This is a genomic window from Erwinia rhapontici (genome assembly GCF_020683125.1).
GTDB classification, from domain to species: domain Bacteria; phylum Pseudomonadota; class Gammaproteobacteria; order Enterobacterales; family Enterobacteriaceae; genus Erwinia; species Erwinia rhapontici.
On sequence record NZ_CP085627.1, the window covers coordinates 2,580,019 to 2,594,060 of the forward strand.

The 14,042-nt window shown below is 57.6% G+C and carries 13 protein-coding genes; 4 read left to right on the forward strand and 9 right to left on the reverse strand.

Annotated elements, in window-relative coordinates; all coding sequences use genetic code 11:
• Positions 1-13: 13 nt before the first annotated feature.
• Entirely contained in the window at positions 14-847 is an 834-nt protein-coding gene (locus tag LJN55_RS12135; RefSeq protein WP_133842003.1) for an SDR family oxidoreductase, read from the reverse strand.
• Positions 848-940: 93 nt separating this feature from the next.
• On the opposite strand from LJN55_RS12135, the gene LJN55_RS12140 reads away from it, so the two are divergent.
• Positions 941-1,864 carry a LysR family transcriptional regulator gene (locus LJN55_RS12140; protein ID WP_159336614.1) on the forward strand — a complete coding sequence of 308 codons (924 nt, stop codon included), beginning with the start codon at positions 941-943 and terminating at the stop codon, positions 1,862-1,864.
• On the opposite strand, the gene yghX is transcribed toward LJN55_RS12140, so the two are convergent.
• The 5 genes from yghX to LJN55_RS12165 all read right to left on the reverse strand — a co-directional run bounded on the left by yghX (position 1,845) and on the right by LJN55_RS12165 (position 6,596).
• Complete coding sequence (gene yghX / locus LJN55_RS12145) at positions 1,845-2,732, reverse strand: YghX family hydrolase (RefSeq protein WP_133842001.1); 888 nt, start codon at positions 2,730-2,732, stop codon at positions 1,845-1,847. The genes LJN55_RS12140 and yghX overlap by 20 nt on opposite strands.
• A 77-nt stretch (positions 2,733-2,809) precedes the next feature.
• Complete coding sequence (locus tag LJN55_RS12150) at positions 2,810-3,754, reverse strand: aliphatic sulfonate ABC transporter substrate-binding protein (RefSeq protein ID WP_133842000.1); 945 nt, start codon at positions 3,752-3,754, stop codon at positions 2,810-2,812.
• Positions 3,751-4,623, reverse strand: coding sequence for an ABC transporter substrate-binding protein (locus LJN55_RS12155; protein ID WP_227534532.1), 873 nt, complete (start codon positions 4,621-4,623; stop codon positions 3,751-3,753). Before LJN55_RS12155 ends, LJN55_RS12150 begins: the two co-directional genes overlap by 4 nt.
• The gene (locus LJN55_RS12160; protein ID WP_171148443.1) at positions 4,620-5,768 is read right to left on the reverse strand and encodes an LLM class flavin-dependent oxidoreductase; all 1,149 of its coding nucleotides are present in this window, start codon (positions 5,766-5,768) and stop codon (positions 4,620-4,622) included. Before LJN55_RS12160 ends, LJN55_RS12155 begins: the two co-directional genes overlap by 4 nt.
• A gap of 165 nt (positions 5,769-5,933) precedes the next feature.
• Positions 5,934-6,596 (reverse strand): DUF3313 domain-containing protein, encoded by a 663-nt coding sequence (locus tag LJN55_RS12165; RefSeq protein WP_133841997.1) that lies wholly within the window; start codon positions 6,594-6,596, stop codon positions 5,934-5,936.
• A 109-nt stretch (positions 6,597-6,705) separates the two neighbouring features.
• Here LJN55_RS12165 and LJN55_RS12170 point away from each other — a divergent pair, with 109 nt between their 5' ends.
• Positions 6,706-7,320: a TetR/AcrR family transcriptional regulator gene (locus tag LJN55_RS12170; RefSeq protein ID WP_133841996.1), complete on the forward strand. Its 615-nt coding sequence runs from the start codon at positions 6,706-6,708 to the stop codon at positions 7,318-7,320.
• A gap of 30 nt (positions 7,321-7,350) precedes the next feature.
• On the forward strand, positions 7,351-7,638 hold the full coding sequence (locus LJN55_RS12175) for a SelT/SelW/SelH family protein (RefSeq protein ID WP_133841995.1): 288 nt from the start codon (positions 7,351-7,353) through the stop codon (positions 7,636-7,638).
• A 97-nt stretch (positions 7,639-7,735) separates the two neighbouring features.
• Here the strand turns inward: LJN55_RS12175 and LJN55_RS12180 are convergent, their stop codons facing one another.
• Positions 7,736-10,117, reverse strand: coding sequence for a TonB-dependent receptor domain-containing protein (locus LJN55_RS12180; protein WP_227534533.1), 2,382 nt, complete (start codon positions 10,115-10,117; stop codon positions 7,736-7,738).
• 879 nt (positions 10,118-10,996) lie between these two features.
• Complete coding sequence (locus LJN55_RS12185; protein WP_133841993.1) at positions 10,997-11,476, reverse strand: GNAT family N-acetyltransferase; 480 nt, start codon at positions 11,474-11,476, stop codon at positions 10,997-10,999.
• A gap of 93 nt (positions 11,477-11,569) precedes the next feature.
• On the opposite strand from LJN55_RS12185, the gene LJN55_RS12190 reads away from it, so the two are divergent.
• Positions 11,570-12,487, forward strand: coding sequence for a LysR family transcriptional regulator (locus LJN55_RS12190; protein ID WP_227534534.1), 918 nt, complete (start codon positions 11,570-11,572; stop codon positions 12,485-12,487).
• Here the strand turns inward: LJN55_RS12190 and LJN55_RS12195 are convergent.
• Positions 12,484-13,821 carry an LLM class flavin-dependent oxidoreductase gene (locus LJN55_RS12195; RefSeq protein ID WP_133841992.1) on the reverse strand — a complete coding sequence of 446 codons (1,338 nt, stop codon included), beginning with the start codon at positions 13,819-13,821 and terminating at the stop codon, positions 12,484-12,486. The genes LJN55_RS12190 and LJN55_RS12195 overlap by 4 nt on opposite strands.
• Positions 13,822-14,042 lie beyond the last annotated feature (221 nt).

A 14,042-nucleotide genomic window follows, 5' to 3' on the forward strand; every position in this document is an offset into this window, starting at 1 on the left:
TCGCTCTGCATGGTCAGCCCTGTTTATCAACGCTGAATGCGATGTCTTTCGTTGCGTCAAGCACCTGCAAACGCGAGGTCAGCGCTTCCCGAATAGAGTGATACGCCTTGCTGCCCAGCGCCAGACGAAACGGCGGGTTATCGAGATCCGCTGCGGCAATAATCGCATCCACGGTTTTTTTCGCATCACCATTAATCGCAATGCTGCCATCGGCAATCCCCCGCCGCACGGCTCCTGCGGGTGTGTTGTCGTAGCACGCCATCGGTTCAGCGATATCAATCCCGGTGACAAACGGCGTATCAGTCGGCCCCGGTTCGGCTAGCAGGAAATCGATACCGAACGGCGCAACCTCCTGCGCGACGGACTCAATAAACCCTTCAATCCCCCATTTACTGGCGTGATACAGGCTGAAATTAGGCCAGGCGATTTGCCCACCCTCCGAAGAAATTTGCACAATCCGCCCTCCTCCCTGTTGGCGCAGAAACGGCAATGCGGTGCGGATCAGCTGCACTGAACTGGTGAGGTTGGTGGCGATTTGCCGTGCGATCTGCGCGTCACTGACCTCCTCCGCTGCGCCAAACAGTCCGTAGCCTGCGTTACTGACCAGCACATCGATACGCCCGGCGCGGTCGAAGGCCTGCTGTATCACCGTGCGCATCGTGGCGGTATCCGTGACATCCAGCAGCACGACCGAGAGCTGTTCTCCCCAGCGGGCTAACAGATCGTCCAGCGGGCCGTGCCTGCGCAGGGTGGCAATCACCCGATCCCCCCGCTGCAGCAGGCGTTCTGTCATCAGACGCCCCAGGCCTGTCGAGGTGCCGGTAATAAACCATGTTTTGTTGCTCATCGCTGCTCTCCATCAATGTTGTTTACTCACCCGCACAGCTTATGGCACGCTGACTGGCATGATAAGACTCAACAATTGGCATGAAGAGGTGAAATGAAATCACCAATACGAACCCCCTCGATCTCTGACCTGAAAGCCTTTATCGCCGTGGCAGAGCAACGCAGTTTTCGCCGGGCGGCAGAATTATCAGGCGTCACGCGCTCAACCCTGAGCCATGCTATTCGCGGGCTGGAAGAGCGCCTTGGCGTGCGCCTGCTGCACCGCACCACGCGCAGCGTGGCATTGACCGATGCCGGAGAAAAGCTGCTGCGGCGCATTACACCGCACCTCAACGGGCTGGAGCAGGCGCTGGAAGAGGTGGCGGATGCACAGGGACAATTACTGGGAACGCTGCGGATTAACGGCGGTGAAGAAGCGATTCAGCAGCTACTGATGACCGTCATCCCGGAGTATCAGGCTCGTTATCCGGGTGTGGAGCTGGATCTGGTGGTGGATGGCAGGCTGGTGGACATTGTGGCACAGGGGTTTGATGCCGGGATCCGGCTGGCGGAGGATGTGGCCGCCGATATGATCGCCGTGCGTTTTGGTGAGGATATCCGGTTTGTTGCCGTGGCCTCACCCGCCTATCTGGCGCAGCATCCGGCCCCCGGCGTGCCCGATGATCTGGCGCAGCATCGCTGCATTCGCCAGCGTCTGCCCGGCGGAAGGCGTTATCGCTGGGAATTTTCGCGCCACGGCCAGCAGGTTGCGCTGGATGTTCCCGGCACGCTGACGCTAAACAGCTCAGCCCTGATGGCCGGGGCCGCTCTCCAGGGGCTGGGGATCGCCTATGTGCCAGAAAGCCATGTGCGGGAAGCGCTCAATCAGGGAATGCTGGTCAGGGTACTGGAGGCATGGTGCCCGCCAGTCCCTGGTTTATGCCTCTATTTCCCGGCGAATCGCCATATGCCCGTCAGCCTGAGGGCGCTGGTGGATATGATCAAACGCCAGAGTCCGGTTACACCAGATACTGTTTAAACCAGGCGATGGTTCTCTCCCACGCCAGATCTGCCGCCGCTTTGTCATAACGCGGCGTCGAATCATTATGAAAACCGTGGTTCACGCCTTTATACACATAGCCTTCGTAGACTTTATGATGCTCTTTCAGCGCAGCTTCATAAGCCGGCCAGCCCTCGGTAATCCGTGTATCCAGCTCCGCATAATGCAGTAGCAGCGGCGCTTTGATTTTGGCCACATCTTCCGCTTTCGGCTGGCGACCATAAAACGGCACGGCAGCGCCCAGTTCGGGATAGGCCACGGCCGCCGCATTCGCCACCCCGCCGCCATAACAGAAGCCGGTTATGCCCACTTTGCCGCTGGCACCATCGTGCTGCATCAGAAACTCAATCGCCGCAAAAAAGTCGTTCATCAGCTTTGTCGGGTCAATCTGCTGTTGCAGCTCGCGCCCTTTCTCATCATTGCCCGGATAGCCGCCAACCGAACTCAATCCGTCCGGGGCCAGCGCAATAAAGCCGGCTTTCGCCACCCGCCGCGCCACATCCTCGATATAAGGGTTCAGCCCGCGATTTTCATGCACCACCACCACTGCAGGCACCTTCCCCGTGACTTTCGCCGGACGGACGAGGTAACCCTTCACGCTCCCGTGTCCCTGCGGGGACGGGTAGTGAATATACTCCGCGAGAATATCTGGATCGGTAAACTCAACCTGCTGCGCATAGGCATAATTCGGCGTCAGTAAGGTGCCGAGTGCCGCCGCCGACAGGCCACCGACAACAAACTTCGCCGCGATATCCAGAAACTCACGTTTCGTGATTTTACCGTGTACATAGAAGTCAAAATATTCGAGCAGTTCAGGAGGGAAATCTTTTGCCGTCATACGTGTCATTAGCCAGGCTCCGTACGGTGCATAAAACGTGGGGCCGACGTTGCTGGTCGGCCCGGTTTGGCAGGATAGCGCGTGAGTTACAGTTCCACGCTGTGACCCTGAATATCAGGAATAGCCTTAATCAGCCCCTGTTGCAAGTACCACTCAGCAACATGCTGAATATGCTGGCGCTGCTCTGCCCCTACTGACGACAGCGGAACGGTATTGACCTCGCCCAGCCGATCGCCCAGCCCTTCGCCCAGACGGCCCATCTGTTGTGCCCAGATTTTCCCGGCTTCATGCGGGTGCGCTTTGGCCCAGACATTCTGCTCTTTCATCACCTGCCAGACGATCTTCACCACGTCCGGATGCTGGCGGTTAAACTGCTCAGTGACAAAGTAACCCACGGCGTTCTCCGATCCCAGCTGTTTGCCATTGGTCAGCAGACGCCCTTCGTAGCTCTGACGCGCCAGCGACAGGAACGGGTCCCACACCGCCCAGGCATCCACATGACCGCCGACAAAGGCACTGCCGCTGTCCGTCGGCGTCAGGTACTCTTTCTGTACTTCGCTCTCTTTGATCCCGGCCGTCTGCAACGCGCGTGACAGCAGATACTCTCCCGTGCCACCCTTGTTCACCGCCACTTTTTTACCGCGCAGGTCCGCCAGCGTTTTCAGCGTGGAATCGTTGCGCACCACAATGCCTTCGCCATCAGGCGACATCGCCTGATAACCAAAGAACACCAGCGGCAGCCCGGCGGCAATAGCGGTGACAAAGGCCGTGGAGCTGCCGGTGGTCATATCAATGGCGTTGGCATTCATTGCTTCATAGGCGGGTGCCGCTGATGAGAACGGCCCTGCCCATTCCAGTTTTACGTTGTGCGCAGCCAGCGCTTTTTCCAGGCTGCCATTCTCTTTCGCCAGCGCCAGGTCGGTCGGTGCCCGTAAAAAACCTATTCTCAGTGTGATCTCGTCTGCGGCCTGCGCCGTCATTGTTACGCCTAACGCCGCAGCGACCAGCCAGCGCAGCACTCCCTTATTCATGCCTGTACTCCATTGTCGAGCGCAACGTTAATCCGCAGCGCCTGGGTGATAAATCGGGCGGCCAACAGATCGTCGGCCTGCTGTTGCTGCTCTGCCAGCAGTTCCGGGGTCACCCGGTGAATGCCCCACGGGCGGGATCGAATAGTCGAGAGCCAGCTGGTGATGCTGAGTGAGCCGGGAAGATGCCGATGGATCAGCTCCGCGGCCTGCTGACTGTTGCTGGCGATCCAGCGGTCATTCTCGGCCAGTACCGTCAGCAGGATTTCCGCCTGCTGCGCAGACTGATGCAGCCAGCGTTCACGGCACCAGAACAGGGAACGGTTGCGGATCACCTCGCCCACCTGAACAAGGCAGCGCACCTTTTTAGCATCCTGTGCCGCGGTTAGCCAGGGATCGATAGCCGCCCACAAATCCACCCGTCCCTCGCGCAGCGCACGGGCAGACTCACTGCCGTTAAGGTCAACCAGCTGGATATCGTCCAGTGTCAGCCCGTTCTGCAACAGCAGCCGGGCGAGGAAATGGTCGGTAAACGATCCTTTCATGCAGGCGATGCGCGCGCCTTTGAGATCGCTGGCGCTCTGACGCGGCCCGTCTTTCATCCCGAGCAGCGCGCAGTTTGCCGTCCGGTCGGGTGAGGCCGCCAGATAGGCCACGTCCAGACCGTTGCCCTGTGCCAGCAGCGGCGGCGTGGACCCGGTGCCGACGACATCCAGCCGTTGTTCTGCCAGGAAAGTGGCACTGTCGCCCCCATGCAGATAATCCGTCCAGACCACGCCGCCCTGCGCTGCCAGCGCCGTTTCCAGCACGCCGCGATGGCGCAGAATAAACAGTGAAAGATTGTTCGGGTGACTGCCGATACGTAACGTCATCCACGATCCTCCTGCTGCCCCACCGGGCTGTCCCACAGATTGCTCCAGGTGAAAGTATTACCGGAATCATTGGCCACGTGCGTCACCGTGGGCGCGTCCAGCGACAGACGCGGTAACACCAGCTGGCTGAAGCGTTGTGCTTCCTCCACCAGCGGGAAACCGGACAGGATAAACACCTCTACGCCGGCCTGCTGATAGTCACGCAGTACGCGTTCAACGGTTTCCGGGCTGCCGACAATCGCGGTACCCGGCCCCGGACGGACCAGACCGATGCCAGCCCACAGATTCGGGTAAATCTCCAGCTCACGCGGGTTTTCCGGGCGGGCGTTATTGTGCAGTGCGCTCATGCGTGCCTGACCGACAGAATCCGATCCGGCGGCCAGCGCGTGGCAGGCAGCAATCGCTTTATCGTCCATTGAACGGTACAGCTCCTCCACCGCCTGCCACGCGGCTTCATCCGTTTCCCGCAGGATCACATACAGACGAATGCCAAAGCGCAGCGTGCGCTGATGCTGAAGCGCTTTCTGTTTCACGGCGGCAATTTTCTCTGCGGCCTGCGGCGGCGTTTCACCCCAGGAGAGATAGGTATCAATATGTTTTGCCGCAACGTCCTGCGCTGCCTCCGATGAACCGCCGAACCATAGCGCAGGCGGTGGGTAGCCACCGTTGCCCAGCGCCAGACGGGCGTTGCTGATATGCAGGTGTTCGCCTTCGAAATCCACCGTCTGTTCTGCCAGCAACGGCTTCAGCACGGTAAGAAACTCATCGCTTAACTGGTAGCGCTGGTCGTGTTCAAGATGCAGACCATACGCACCCAGGGTATTTTTATCGCCGCTCACCACATTGAGCAGCACGCGTCCCTGGGAGAACTGGTTGAACGTCACCGCCATTTTAGCCAGCAGCGTGGGGGAAACCAGCCCAGGTTGGATCGCGATCAGGAACTTCATCCGTTGCGTCAGCGGGATCAACGAAGCCCCGACAATCCAGGGGTCGTGCGCGCCGGTGGCCAGCAGCGCGCCGGTAAACCCCAGATTATCCACCGCCTGCGCCACTTCCTGAAACCAGGCATAGTCGATTTTGCGACTGCCGGAGGCGGTCCAGGGCTGCGGCCCGTCGGGGGCGGTGAGATACCAGTAGATTTCCATTAAGGCTTCCTTCTTTTTTTGCCTGAAGTAAACGACAGCAATAACAAAGCCGCACAGACAGAACAAAGAAGAAATCGGGGAAAGTTCAGCGTTAAAAAGCATTTAGAAAAAAAGCGGCTCTGCGGCCGCTTCTGTTTCCGGGTATTTCCTGGTGTTGACGTCAGACTATTTCAGCACAGCCAGCAGCTGGTCAGCCCCTTTATCAATGCCCACTTTAGCCGCCGACAGGGAACCAAAGCTGGCCCCGACATTCATTGCATTAGGATACTGTTTCGTCACCCAGGCCTGTAATAACTGGTTATTGTCGGCCTGATAGATCTCAACGGCATAGCTGACTGAGCCGTTCATCAGCCCTTCCCGCCCACGCACCGCCTGCACAATATTGTACGGCCCACCCGCCAGATCGAACTTGGTGAACGTTCCCAGCACCGGCGTGGTGGTCTCGGCTCCGGTAAGCGTCAGCTTAATGCGCAGCGCCTGTGGCGAGGGATGCTGGCTGGGTGAAAACCGGGTTTTCAGCACCTCGTTGCAGCGCTGGTACAGATAATCGGCCAGCTCCTGACGATCGGCCTGGCTGAGATCGCCAAACTGATTATCCGCGCCCTGATAGACGATGACCGGATCCACCGTCACTGTGGTGTATTTTTTCCAGTCGACCTGGCCTGCGGTGCGCCACGGCTGGCGATAGGCATCCTCACCGCTGTTAGGCCGCAGCTGTTCAGCAGACGATAACCCGGCATAACGTGGCGGCTGCGTGCCCGCACAGCCTGCCAGTATTAGTGAGAGGAGCAATAAAGACGATGTAAAAACCTGGCGTTGAGTGAACATAAGAATATCCTTTTTATAAGTGAACCGTACTGTACGGTATAGTTATGCCCTGGCAGGATTTTTCTGTCAATAAAATGTACACTCGGGTTTATTTTTCGCGGGAGAGCCGATGAAAGTCCGAACTGAAGCACGCCGTGAGGCAATCGTGGAAGCTGCCGCACAGCTTTTCCAGGAGATGGGTTACGAGCGCGCGTCCATGAATGAGCTGTCAAAGCGCCTTGGCGGCTCCAAAGCCACGCTGTATAACTATTTTCCCTCGAAAGAGGAGCTGTTCAGCGCGGTGATCCGCACCTATGCCACGCAGCATTTGACAGACGCCGCCAATGTACTTAACGATGCGGTGGCGAAAAGCGTCACGCTGGAAGAGAAACTACAGCGCTTTGGCGAGCAGATGTTGCAGGTGATGACCACGGATAATACCGCCCTGTCGGTTTATCGTATGGTGGTGGGAGAAGCCGGGCATTCCGATATGGGCATGCTGTTTTATGAATCCGGCCCGCGTGAGAGCGTGGAAAAACTGGCGCGGTTGTTCTCGTCAGCGATGGATAACGGCGCGCTGCGCCTCGGCGATCCGCAGGTACGCGCCTTGCAGTTTCTGGCACTGCTGACCGCTGAAATTGAAATCCGTATTTATCAGCGCACCGCTCCGCCAATGAGCGAGAAGCGGGTACGTGAAATGACAGCCTGCGCGGTCCGGATGTTTATGGCCGGGGCTGGAAAATAATCTTCTCAATACGATGGTGAGGTTACTTGCATGAGCCAATTACCGGTTGTCACGATCCAATATTGTTCCCAGTGCAACTGGATGCTGCGCGCCAGTTGGATGGCGCAGGAACTGCTGCATACCTTCAGTACCGATCTCGGTGCGGTTACCCTCATCCCCGGTACCGGCGGCGTGTATGAGATCACGGTAAATCAGCAGGTGATCTGGAACCGTAAAACCGATGACGGCTTCCCGGATGCCGCCGAGATCAAACGCCGCCTGCGCGCCGTCTGCTTCCCGGAGCGGGATTTGGGGCATATTGATCAGCACGCAAAATAAAGGGCTGACCAAAAAAGAAGGTCAGCCCCTACGCAATCCTGTACGGGGCGACCCTTTTTTCTGGTCGCCCGTGCTGGTGTTCAGCGTTTGCTTTACATCAGAAATCGACGTTCACACCTAACTGGAAGTTACGTCCTGGCTGGACGGCCAGTGAGCGGTCGTTGATATCCACCTGAGTTTCCCCGGTCATATTACGGCTGCTGAGATAATCCCAATATTTACGATCGGTCAGGTTATATACCCCACCGCTCAGCTTCACGTTCTTCGTCACTTTCACCCAGGCCGTCATATCCACCATGCCGTAACCGGGCACGCGCGCATATTCCGTGGTGGCGTCCGTGAGGGCGCCTCCGCTGTTCTGGTAGCTGTTGCGGTTGGTGCTCTGCGCCTGCTTCCCTTTAACAAAAGTCGCGGTGATCGCCGTACCAAAGCGCTGCGCCGGATCGTCAAACGCCACGCCAACCACGGCTTTCATCGGGGCCACGCTGTCGAGGTCAACATACTTGTCGCCATCATAGCGGGATTTTGCCTGGCCCTTGCTGTAGCCCAACGCAAAGGTGGTACTCAGGCCGTTAACCTGATCAAACCAGGTGCCATAGTTGATTTTGGTGCTGACTTCTCCGCCCCAGATATAGGCTTTATCACGGTTTTCTGCCTGATAGATAGTGGCTATATTCGCAGGAACGTTAACGAACTTATCCGGTGCCGTAGCGCGAGAATAACGGGTCGACGCAATAAAGTTTTTGTACGTGTTATAGAACATCGCACCATGCAGCGTTACGCCTTCCGTTGCCTGGCCCTTCACGCCCCATTCAACGTTGTTACTGGTTTCCGTTTCCAGATCGGTATTGCCCAGCAAGGCATACTGACTGTTTCCGGCGTAGCTGGAACCGAGGTTCCATGAACCATACAGCTGGCTGGCGTTCGGGAACTGCGCGCCGCGCTTGTACTGCACGTAGGTCATCAGCTGCGGGGTAATATCATAGTTAAAGCTGATGGACGGCAGCAGCTGCGTATCGCTGTTGGTTTTTCCGTACAGCTTCTCTGCATCGGCAGGCGTCAGCACATCCGTGCCCGCGGCCATATTGGCGAGGTTCTGCGGTTTGGTTTCCTGATGCGCCACACGCACGCCCGGCACCACAGAGAACGCATGACCATCAAGGTCAAACAGGATACTGTCCTGCACAAACGCGCCCAGCACCAGGGTACGGCTGTCACCCTCAGGTTTGGTGGTCATGCTGGTGCCGCTCTGTGCCGGAGACTGGCTGAACGGGCGTTCGGTTTCTGAAAGTCGCCCGTTGATCCCGGCCAGCAGATCGTGGCGACCCAGCGTCTTCGCCAGTTGGGCTTCGTAGCCGTACGTTTCCACGTTGTAATCAGAGTACACGCGCTGCATGGCACCCGCAGTGCCTAATGGCATCAGCGTATTGTCGTGTGCTTCAGTGTGCTGGTAATAAATTTTATTACTCAGGCTGTCGACCCAGTCGTTACCCGGTGTCCACTCATCTTTCAGGCTGACACCCCAGCGGCGGGTGTTGCTTTGCTGGTTCGCATCGCCCAGTAAGGTATTGCCGTCAGTGGCCCAGCTGTCATAGCGGCTGTGATTCACTTTGCTGTAAAAATCGACCGTTCCGGTCAGCTTGTGCTCATCGTTCGGCTGCCAGATAGCGGACGTCAGCAACGCGTCGGAGTGCCAGTTTTCCGGGTAAGCGTCAAGTTCATCGCTGTTATTACGGGTCTGCTGACCATCACGGCGGCTGTACACCATCAGACCACGCAGGGTTTCATCCCCGGTGGCAGCGGTGATGCCGTTATGCCAGCTGCGGCTGGAGGAGTCGTAATCGCTCTGGAAGCCAAACGCAGTGTGTTTGCCCGGCGTCAGATAATCATCGGCTGATTTCGGCAGGAAGGAAACGGTACCGCCCAGTGCGGTATTCGCACGTGACGTTATCGTTGCGCCAGATTCAATCTCGACGCGACCGTAGAGATAAGGGTCAATGTAGTCACGGCCGATGCCGAAGGTGTTCACCCCGGCACGGCTGGCGTAGCTGCGCCCGGTGGCTTCTGGCTGCGGGATGCCATCGACGTCAAGCGCCACGCGGTTACCTTCCAGGCCACGGATGTTATAGCCGGTGTAGCCGCCCCGGTCGAAGCCGCTTTTGCCCGTGGAAGAACCGCTGCTGCTGCCTACCGCGCCGATCAGCGGCTGGTAACGCATGATGGTGCCGAAGTTATTGCCACCACGCTGCTGCATATCGGCAGCATTAAGGGTGACTGAACTTCCTGCCACTTTCTTCACTTCTGGCGACAAGACGGTCATCACCGCATCATCCTGCGGCGTGTTTTGTTGGCGGGCTTTGGCGGACGATTCATCGGTCTGCTCAGCCGCGGTAAGCGGCGTGGAGACGGCGGCGGTGAACAGTGTCCCCACGACGAGAGACGTGTGCAGTAATCCCTGGCGGGATGAAAACTTAATCATGCGAAATACCTGCGATGTTATTATGGGTATTCGCTCAACAACGGCTTCAGGAATAGCAATTAGCAAAGCCCTGTGGCAGGGCAAACAACGTTTATAATTTGCGACATAATATATGAATGATAATCATTATCAACATTAATGTTGCAAAAGATTACCCTTGGCGGCGTCATTATTTCTTTTGTCTTACATTTTAGAGGGCGGACGAGGTTCGGGTTCGGATCTTGTCCGGGTCTTAAGGTCAAGGTCAAGGTCAAGGTCAACGTCAAGGGCGTTTCGCTTTCCCGCTGCGCGGGCTGAGCGACCCAGGGCTTGCGGCAGGCGCATCGCCCGCTAAAGCGGGTTCCCTCAGTCAAGCGGCTTTCCTGCCGGACCGGGCGTGACGGGACATCCCTGTCCCGGCTCACCCTCTCGCCGACGTCCTGTCGGCTCGTCCTGGAAATCCGCCCTCCTTCGGCGAAGCTTAATTGCCGCTCAAAAGGTCAACGGCGAGGTCAAAAGAACAATCAAAGACGGACTAAAAATAAACCAAATACCAAAGAGCCATTTTTGGTATTTGTTGGTTTTATTTAATCTTTTAGATTTTGGTTTTGATGTTGAGGCGGCAATTAAGCTGCGCTGAGGAAGCGATGTGAACCAGGATGAACCGCCAGGACGGCGGTGAAAGCTCGGGCCGGCACAGGGAAGTGCCGTCACGAGCGGTCCGTCGGTGAACGGAACTGACGAAGGCACCCGTGAAACGGGCGCGGCGCCTGCCGCAAGCGCGGGGTCAAGGGGCGGCGGCGACTGGCCGCCCCTTGTCGCTTCGCCCGCACAGCGGGAAAGCGAAACGCCCTTGACCTTAAGACCTTGACCTTGGCCTTAAAGCAGAGCGCAAAAAACTCAGGATTCAGCAAAATCCGTCAATACCTGCCCTTCCATCCGGTAACGCACCCACTCATCCTGCGGCGCAGCCCCAATGCTTTTATAAAAATCGATGGCAGGCTGATTCCAGTCCAGCACGCTCCATTCCAGGCGGCCGCAGCCGCGCGCCACCGCAAGTTGTGCAATATAGCGCAGCAGCGTTTTACCGGCTTTTTGACCGCGAAAACGCGGGCTGACATACAGATCCTCCAGGTAAATACCGTTTTTCCCCAGCCACGTAGAGTAGCTGGTAAAGAACACCGCGTAGCCCGCTGCAACACCATCCACTTCACAGATCAGCGCTTCACTGGTGGAATCATCAGCAAACAGTGACGTTTCAATATCCTGCTGACTGGCGACCACTTCGTGCAGCGCTTTCTCATATTCAGCCAGTTCGGCGATCATCGCGAGGATCAGTTTGGCGTCCTGGCGTTCGGCGCGGCGGATAACGGTATTCATAATCATTCCCTGGAGCAGACAGTTGATGGTCGCCAGCATAACCGCTAATCTCTGCTGAATGAAGTGCATTATCCTCAGCGAATAGTGAATACCATGCATCTTAATCTTCGTTCCCTCGACCTGAATCTGCTGCTGGTGTTTGATGCGGTGTACCGCCATCAATCGGTGACGCGTGCTGCCAGCGAACTGGCACTCAGCAACTCGGCGATAAGCCATGCGCTGGGCCGCCTGCGCCGCTACTGCGACGATGAGCTGTTCTACCGCGTCGGCCATCAGATGCAGCCTACCCTGTTCGCCAGCGACCTGGCCGTGACGGTACACGACAGCCTGCACCTGCTGAATCAGGGCGTTCAGAAACGCCCGCGCTTTGACCCGGCCAGCAGTCAGCACAGCTTTACCTTTGCCGTGACCGATTTTACCGCCTTCAGCCTGTTCCCGCGGCTGATCGGTCACTTACAGCACGTGGCTCCGGGGCTGCGTTTTCAACTGGTTCATAGCCAGCAGAAAGTGGCCCTGCATGAGCTGATGTCGGGCCGCGTGGATTTTGCGCTGGGATTCAGTGAGAATCACGACCGAAAATGGCCGGAAATTGATGAGCTGGACTGGCTGGAGGATGAGTATGTCACCATCGCTTCCCCGACGTTTTTCCCCGCTGACCCGCCGCTGACGCAGCAGCAGTATATCGCTGCCCGCCATCTGGTGATCACCCCGTGGAATGAGGAATCGGGGTATATTGATAGTGAACTGGCCGCCATCGGTCTGAAGCGCGAAGTGGCGCTCAGGATGCCCTCAATGCTGGGCGCACCGTTTATTATTGCCCAAAGCCCGCTGCTGCTGACGCTACCGCGCCACGCCGCGCAGACGCTGAATGCCAGCGCGGACTATGTGATCCACCCCCTGCCGTTCCGCATCCCTCCGTTCAGGGTGAAGGTCTACAGCTGGCAGAAAAACAGCCAGCGCGAGGCCTGCCACTGGCTGCTGGCGCGTCTGCGTGAGCTGAAAACGGCTTAACCCGCCTCGCGCAGATGCTCGCGGGCCTGGCTGTAACGGTTCGGCCGCGCCGGAATATCCAGGCGCTCACGCAGCGTACTGCTGTCATCCTGATGCCAGTAACCCCGCGCTTCGAGGATCGGCAGCACATAGCGCACCACATCCTCCAGCGCTTCATTCAGCACCGGGCCACAGATAATAAAGCCGCTGGCACCGCCCTGTTCCACCCAGCGAATAAAGGTATCGGCCACCTGTTCCGGAGTGCCGAAGAACTCGCCTTTTGGCAGTGTGGTACGGAAAGCCACTTCGCGCAGCGTCAGCTTTTCTTCTACCGCCAGGCGTTTGATCTGATCGGTGGTGGAGCGGAAACTGTTCTCCCCCAGGTTACCCAGCTCAGGGAACGGGCCGTCAGGATCGTACTGGCTGAAGTCGTGATGGTCGAAGAAGCGGCCAAGGTAGTTCAGCGCCTGCTCCAGTGATAACAACGACAGCAGATAGCGGTATTTCTCTTCCGCTTCCTGCGCTGTGGCACCGACAATCGGGCTGATGCCGGGGAAGATCCCCACAGGTTCGCGTCCCTGCTGCTTCACCTGTTGATTCAACTGGGCCGCATAGGTTTGCGCCTCTTCCAGCGAACGCGCATTGGTAAACACGGCATCCGCCGAGGCCGCCGCCAGACGAATACCTGATTCTGAAGCGCCCGCCTGGAAGATCACCGGCTGGCCCTGCGAGGAGCGCTGAATATTCAGCGGACCTTCTACCGAGAAGTGTTCGCCCTGATGATTGAGTTTATGCAGTTTCTGCGCGTCAAAGAACTCGCCGCTCTGCTGGTCACGAATAAACGCGCCCTCTTCCCAGGAGTCCCACAAGCCCTGCACCACCTCGATATACTCACGGGCAATCTGATAACGCTGCCCGTGTTCAGGGTGATCTTTACCAAAGTTACGCGCCGATCCCGCCAGCGGTGAGGTCACCACATTCCAGCCCGCACGACCGTTACTTAACAGATCGAGTGATGCCAGCTGCCGTGCCACGGTAAAGGGATCGCTGTAAGAGGTCGAGATGGTTCCCGCCAGCCCGATACGCCGGGTCACCGCCGCCAGTGACGACAGCAGTGCAACCGGCTCAAAGCGGTTCAGAAAGTGCGGCAGTGATTTTTCGTTAATGTGCAGACCGTCGGCAACGAACAGAAAATCCAGACCGGCCTCTTCCGCCTGATGTGCTAACTGGTGATACCAGTTGACGTTAACACTGGCGTCGGCGGGAACGCTGCGGTGCCGCCAGGCATTCATAAAGCCGCCTGCGCCCTGTAACATCAGGCCGAGTTTAATCCGTTGTGGGGTTTTCTGGCTCATGTGTGCTGCTCCCTGTTCGATGGAATATGACCTCAGATTTTCATAAAACCCCGATGGAATTAAATACCAATATCGGCTTTGTAATGCCGCTTTGTGGCAAACCCCGTGACGGTGGGTCGCGCGTGTGGAAAGAGGTTCCCATTTTCCTGACCCGGCCAGAGGCGTATGATGCTGCACTTTGGTTATACAAATGTTGTTTGCCTGCACCTTATTCGGATACC

What these genes read in the sequence shown, in the direction of transcription:
- LJN55_RS12135 (WP_133842003.1), bottom strand. Translation starts at nt 847, where the DNA reads ATGAGCAACAAAACATGGTTTATTACCGGCACCTCGACAGGCCTGGGG.
- LJN55_RS12160 (WP_171148443.1), bottom strand. Translation starts at nt 5,768, where the DNA reads ATGGAAATCTACTGGTATCTCACCGCCCCCGACGGGCCGCAGCCCTGG.
- LJN55_RS12190 (WP_227534534.1), top strand. Translation starts at nt 11,570, where the DNA reads ATGCATCTTAATCTTCGTTCCCTCGACCTGAATCTGCTGCTGGTGTTT.
- LJN55_RS12180 (WP_227534533.1), bottom strand. Translation starts at nt 10,117, where the DNA reads ATGATTAAGTTTTCATCCCGCCAGGGATTACTGCACACGTCTCTCGTC.
- yghX (WP_133842001.1), bottom strand. Translation starts at nt 2,732, where the DNA reads ATGACACGTATGACGGCAAAAGATTTCCCTCCTGAACTGCTCGAATAT.
- LJN55_RS12185 (WP_133841993.1), bottom strand. Translation starts at nt 11,476, where the DNA reads ATGAATACCGTTATCCGCCGCGCCGAACGCCAGGACGCCAAACTGATC.
- LJN55_RS12170 (WP_133841996.1), top strand. Translation starts at nt 6,706, where the DNA reads ATGAAAGTCCGAACTGAAGCACGCCGTGAGGCAATCGTGGAAGCTGCC.
- LJN55_RS12155 (WP_227534532.1), bottom strand. Translation starts at nt 4,623, where the DNA reads ATGACGTTACGTATCGGCAGTCACCCGAACAATCTTTCACTGTTTATT.
- LJN55_RS12140 (WP_159336614.1), top strand. Translation starts at nt 941, where the DNA reads ATGAAATCACCAATACGAACCCCCTCGATCTCTGACCTGAAAGCCTTT.
- LJN55_RS12195 (WP_133841992.1), bottom strand. Translation starts at nt 13,821, where the DNA reads ATGAGCCAGAAAACCCCACAACGGATTAAACTCGGCCTGATGTTACAG.
- LJN55_RS12150 (WP_133842000.1), bottom strand. Translation starts at nt 3,754, where the DNA reads ATGAATAAGGGAGTGCTGCGCTGGCTGGTCGCTGCGGCGTTAGGCGTA.
- LJN55_RS12175 (WP_133841995.1), top strand. Translation starts at nt 7,351, where the DNA reads ATGAGCCAATTACCGGTTGTCACGATCCAATATTGTTCCCAGTGCAAC.
- LJN55_RS12165 (WP_133841997.1), bottom strand. Translation starts at nt 6,596, where the DNA reads ATGTTCACTCAACGCCAGGTTTTTACATCGTCTTTATTGCTCCTCTCA.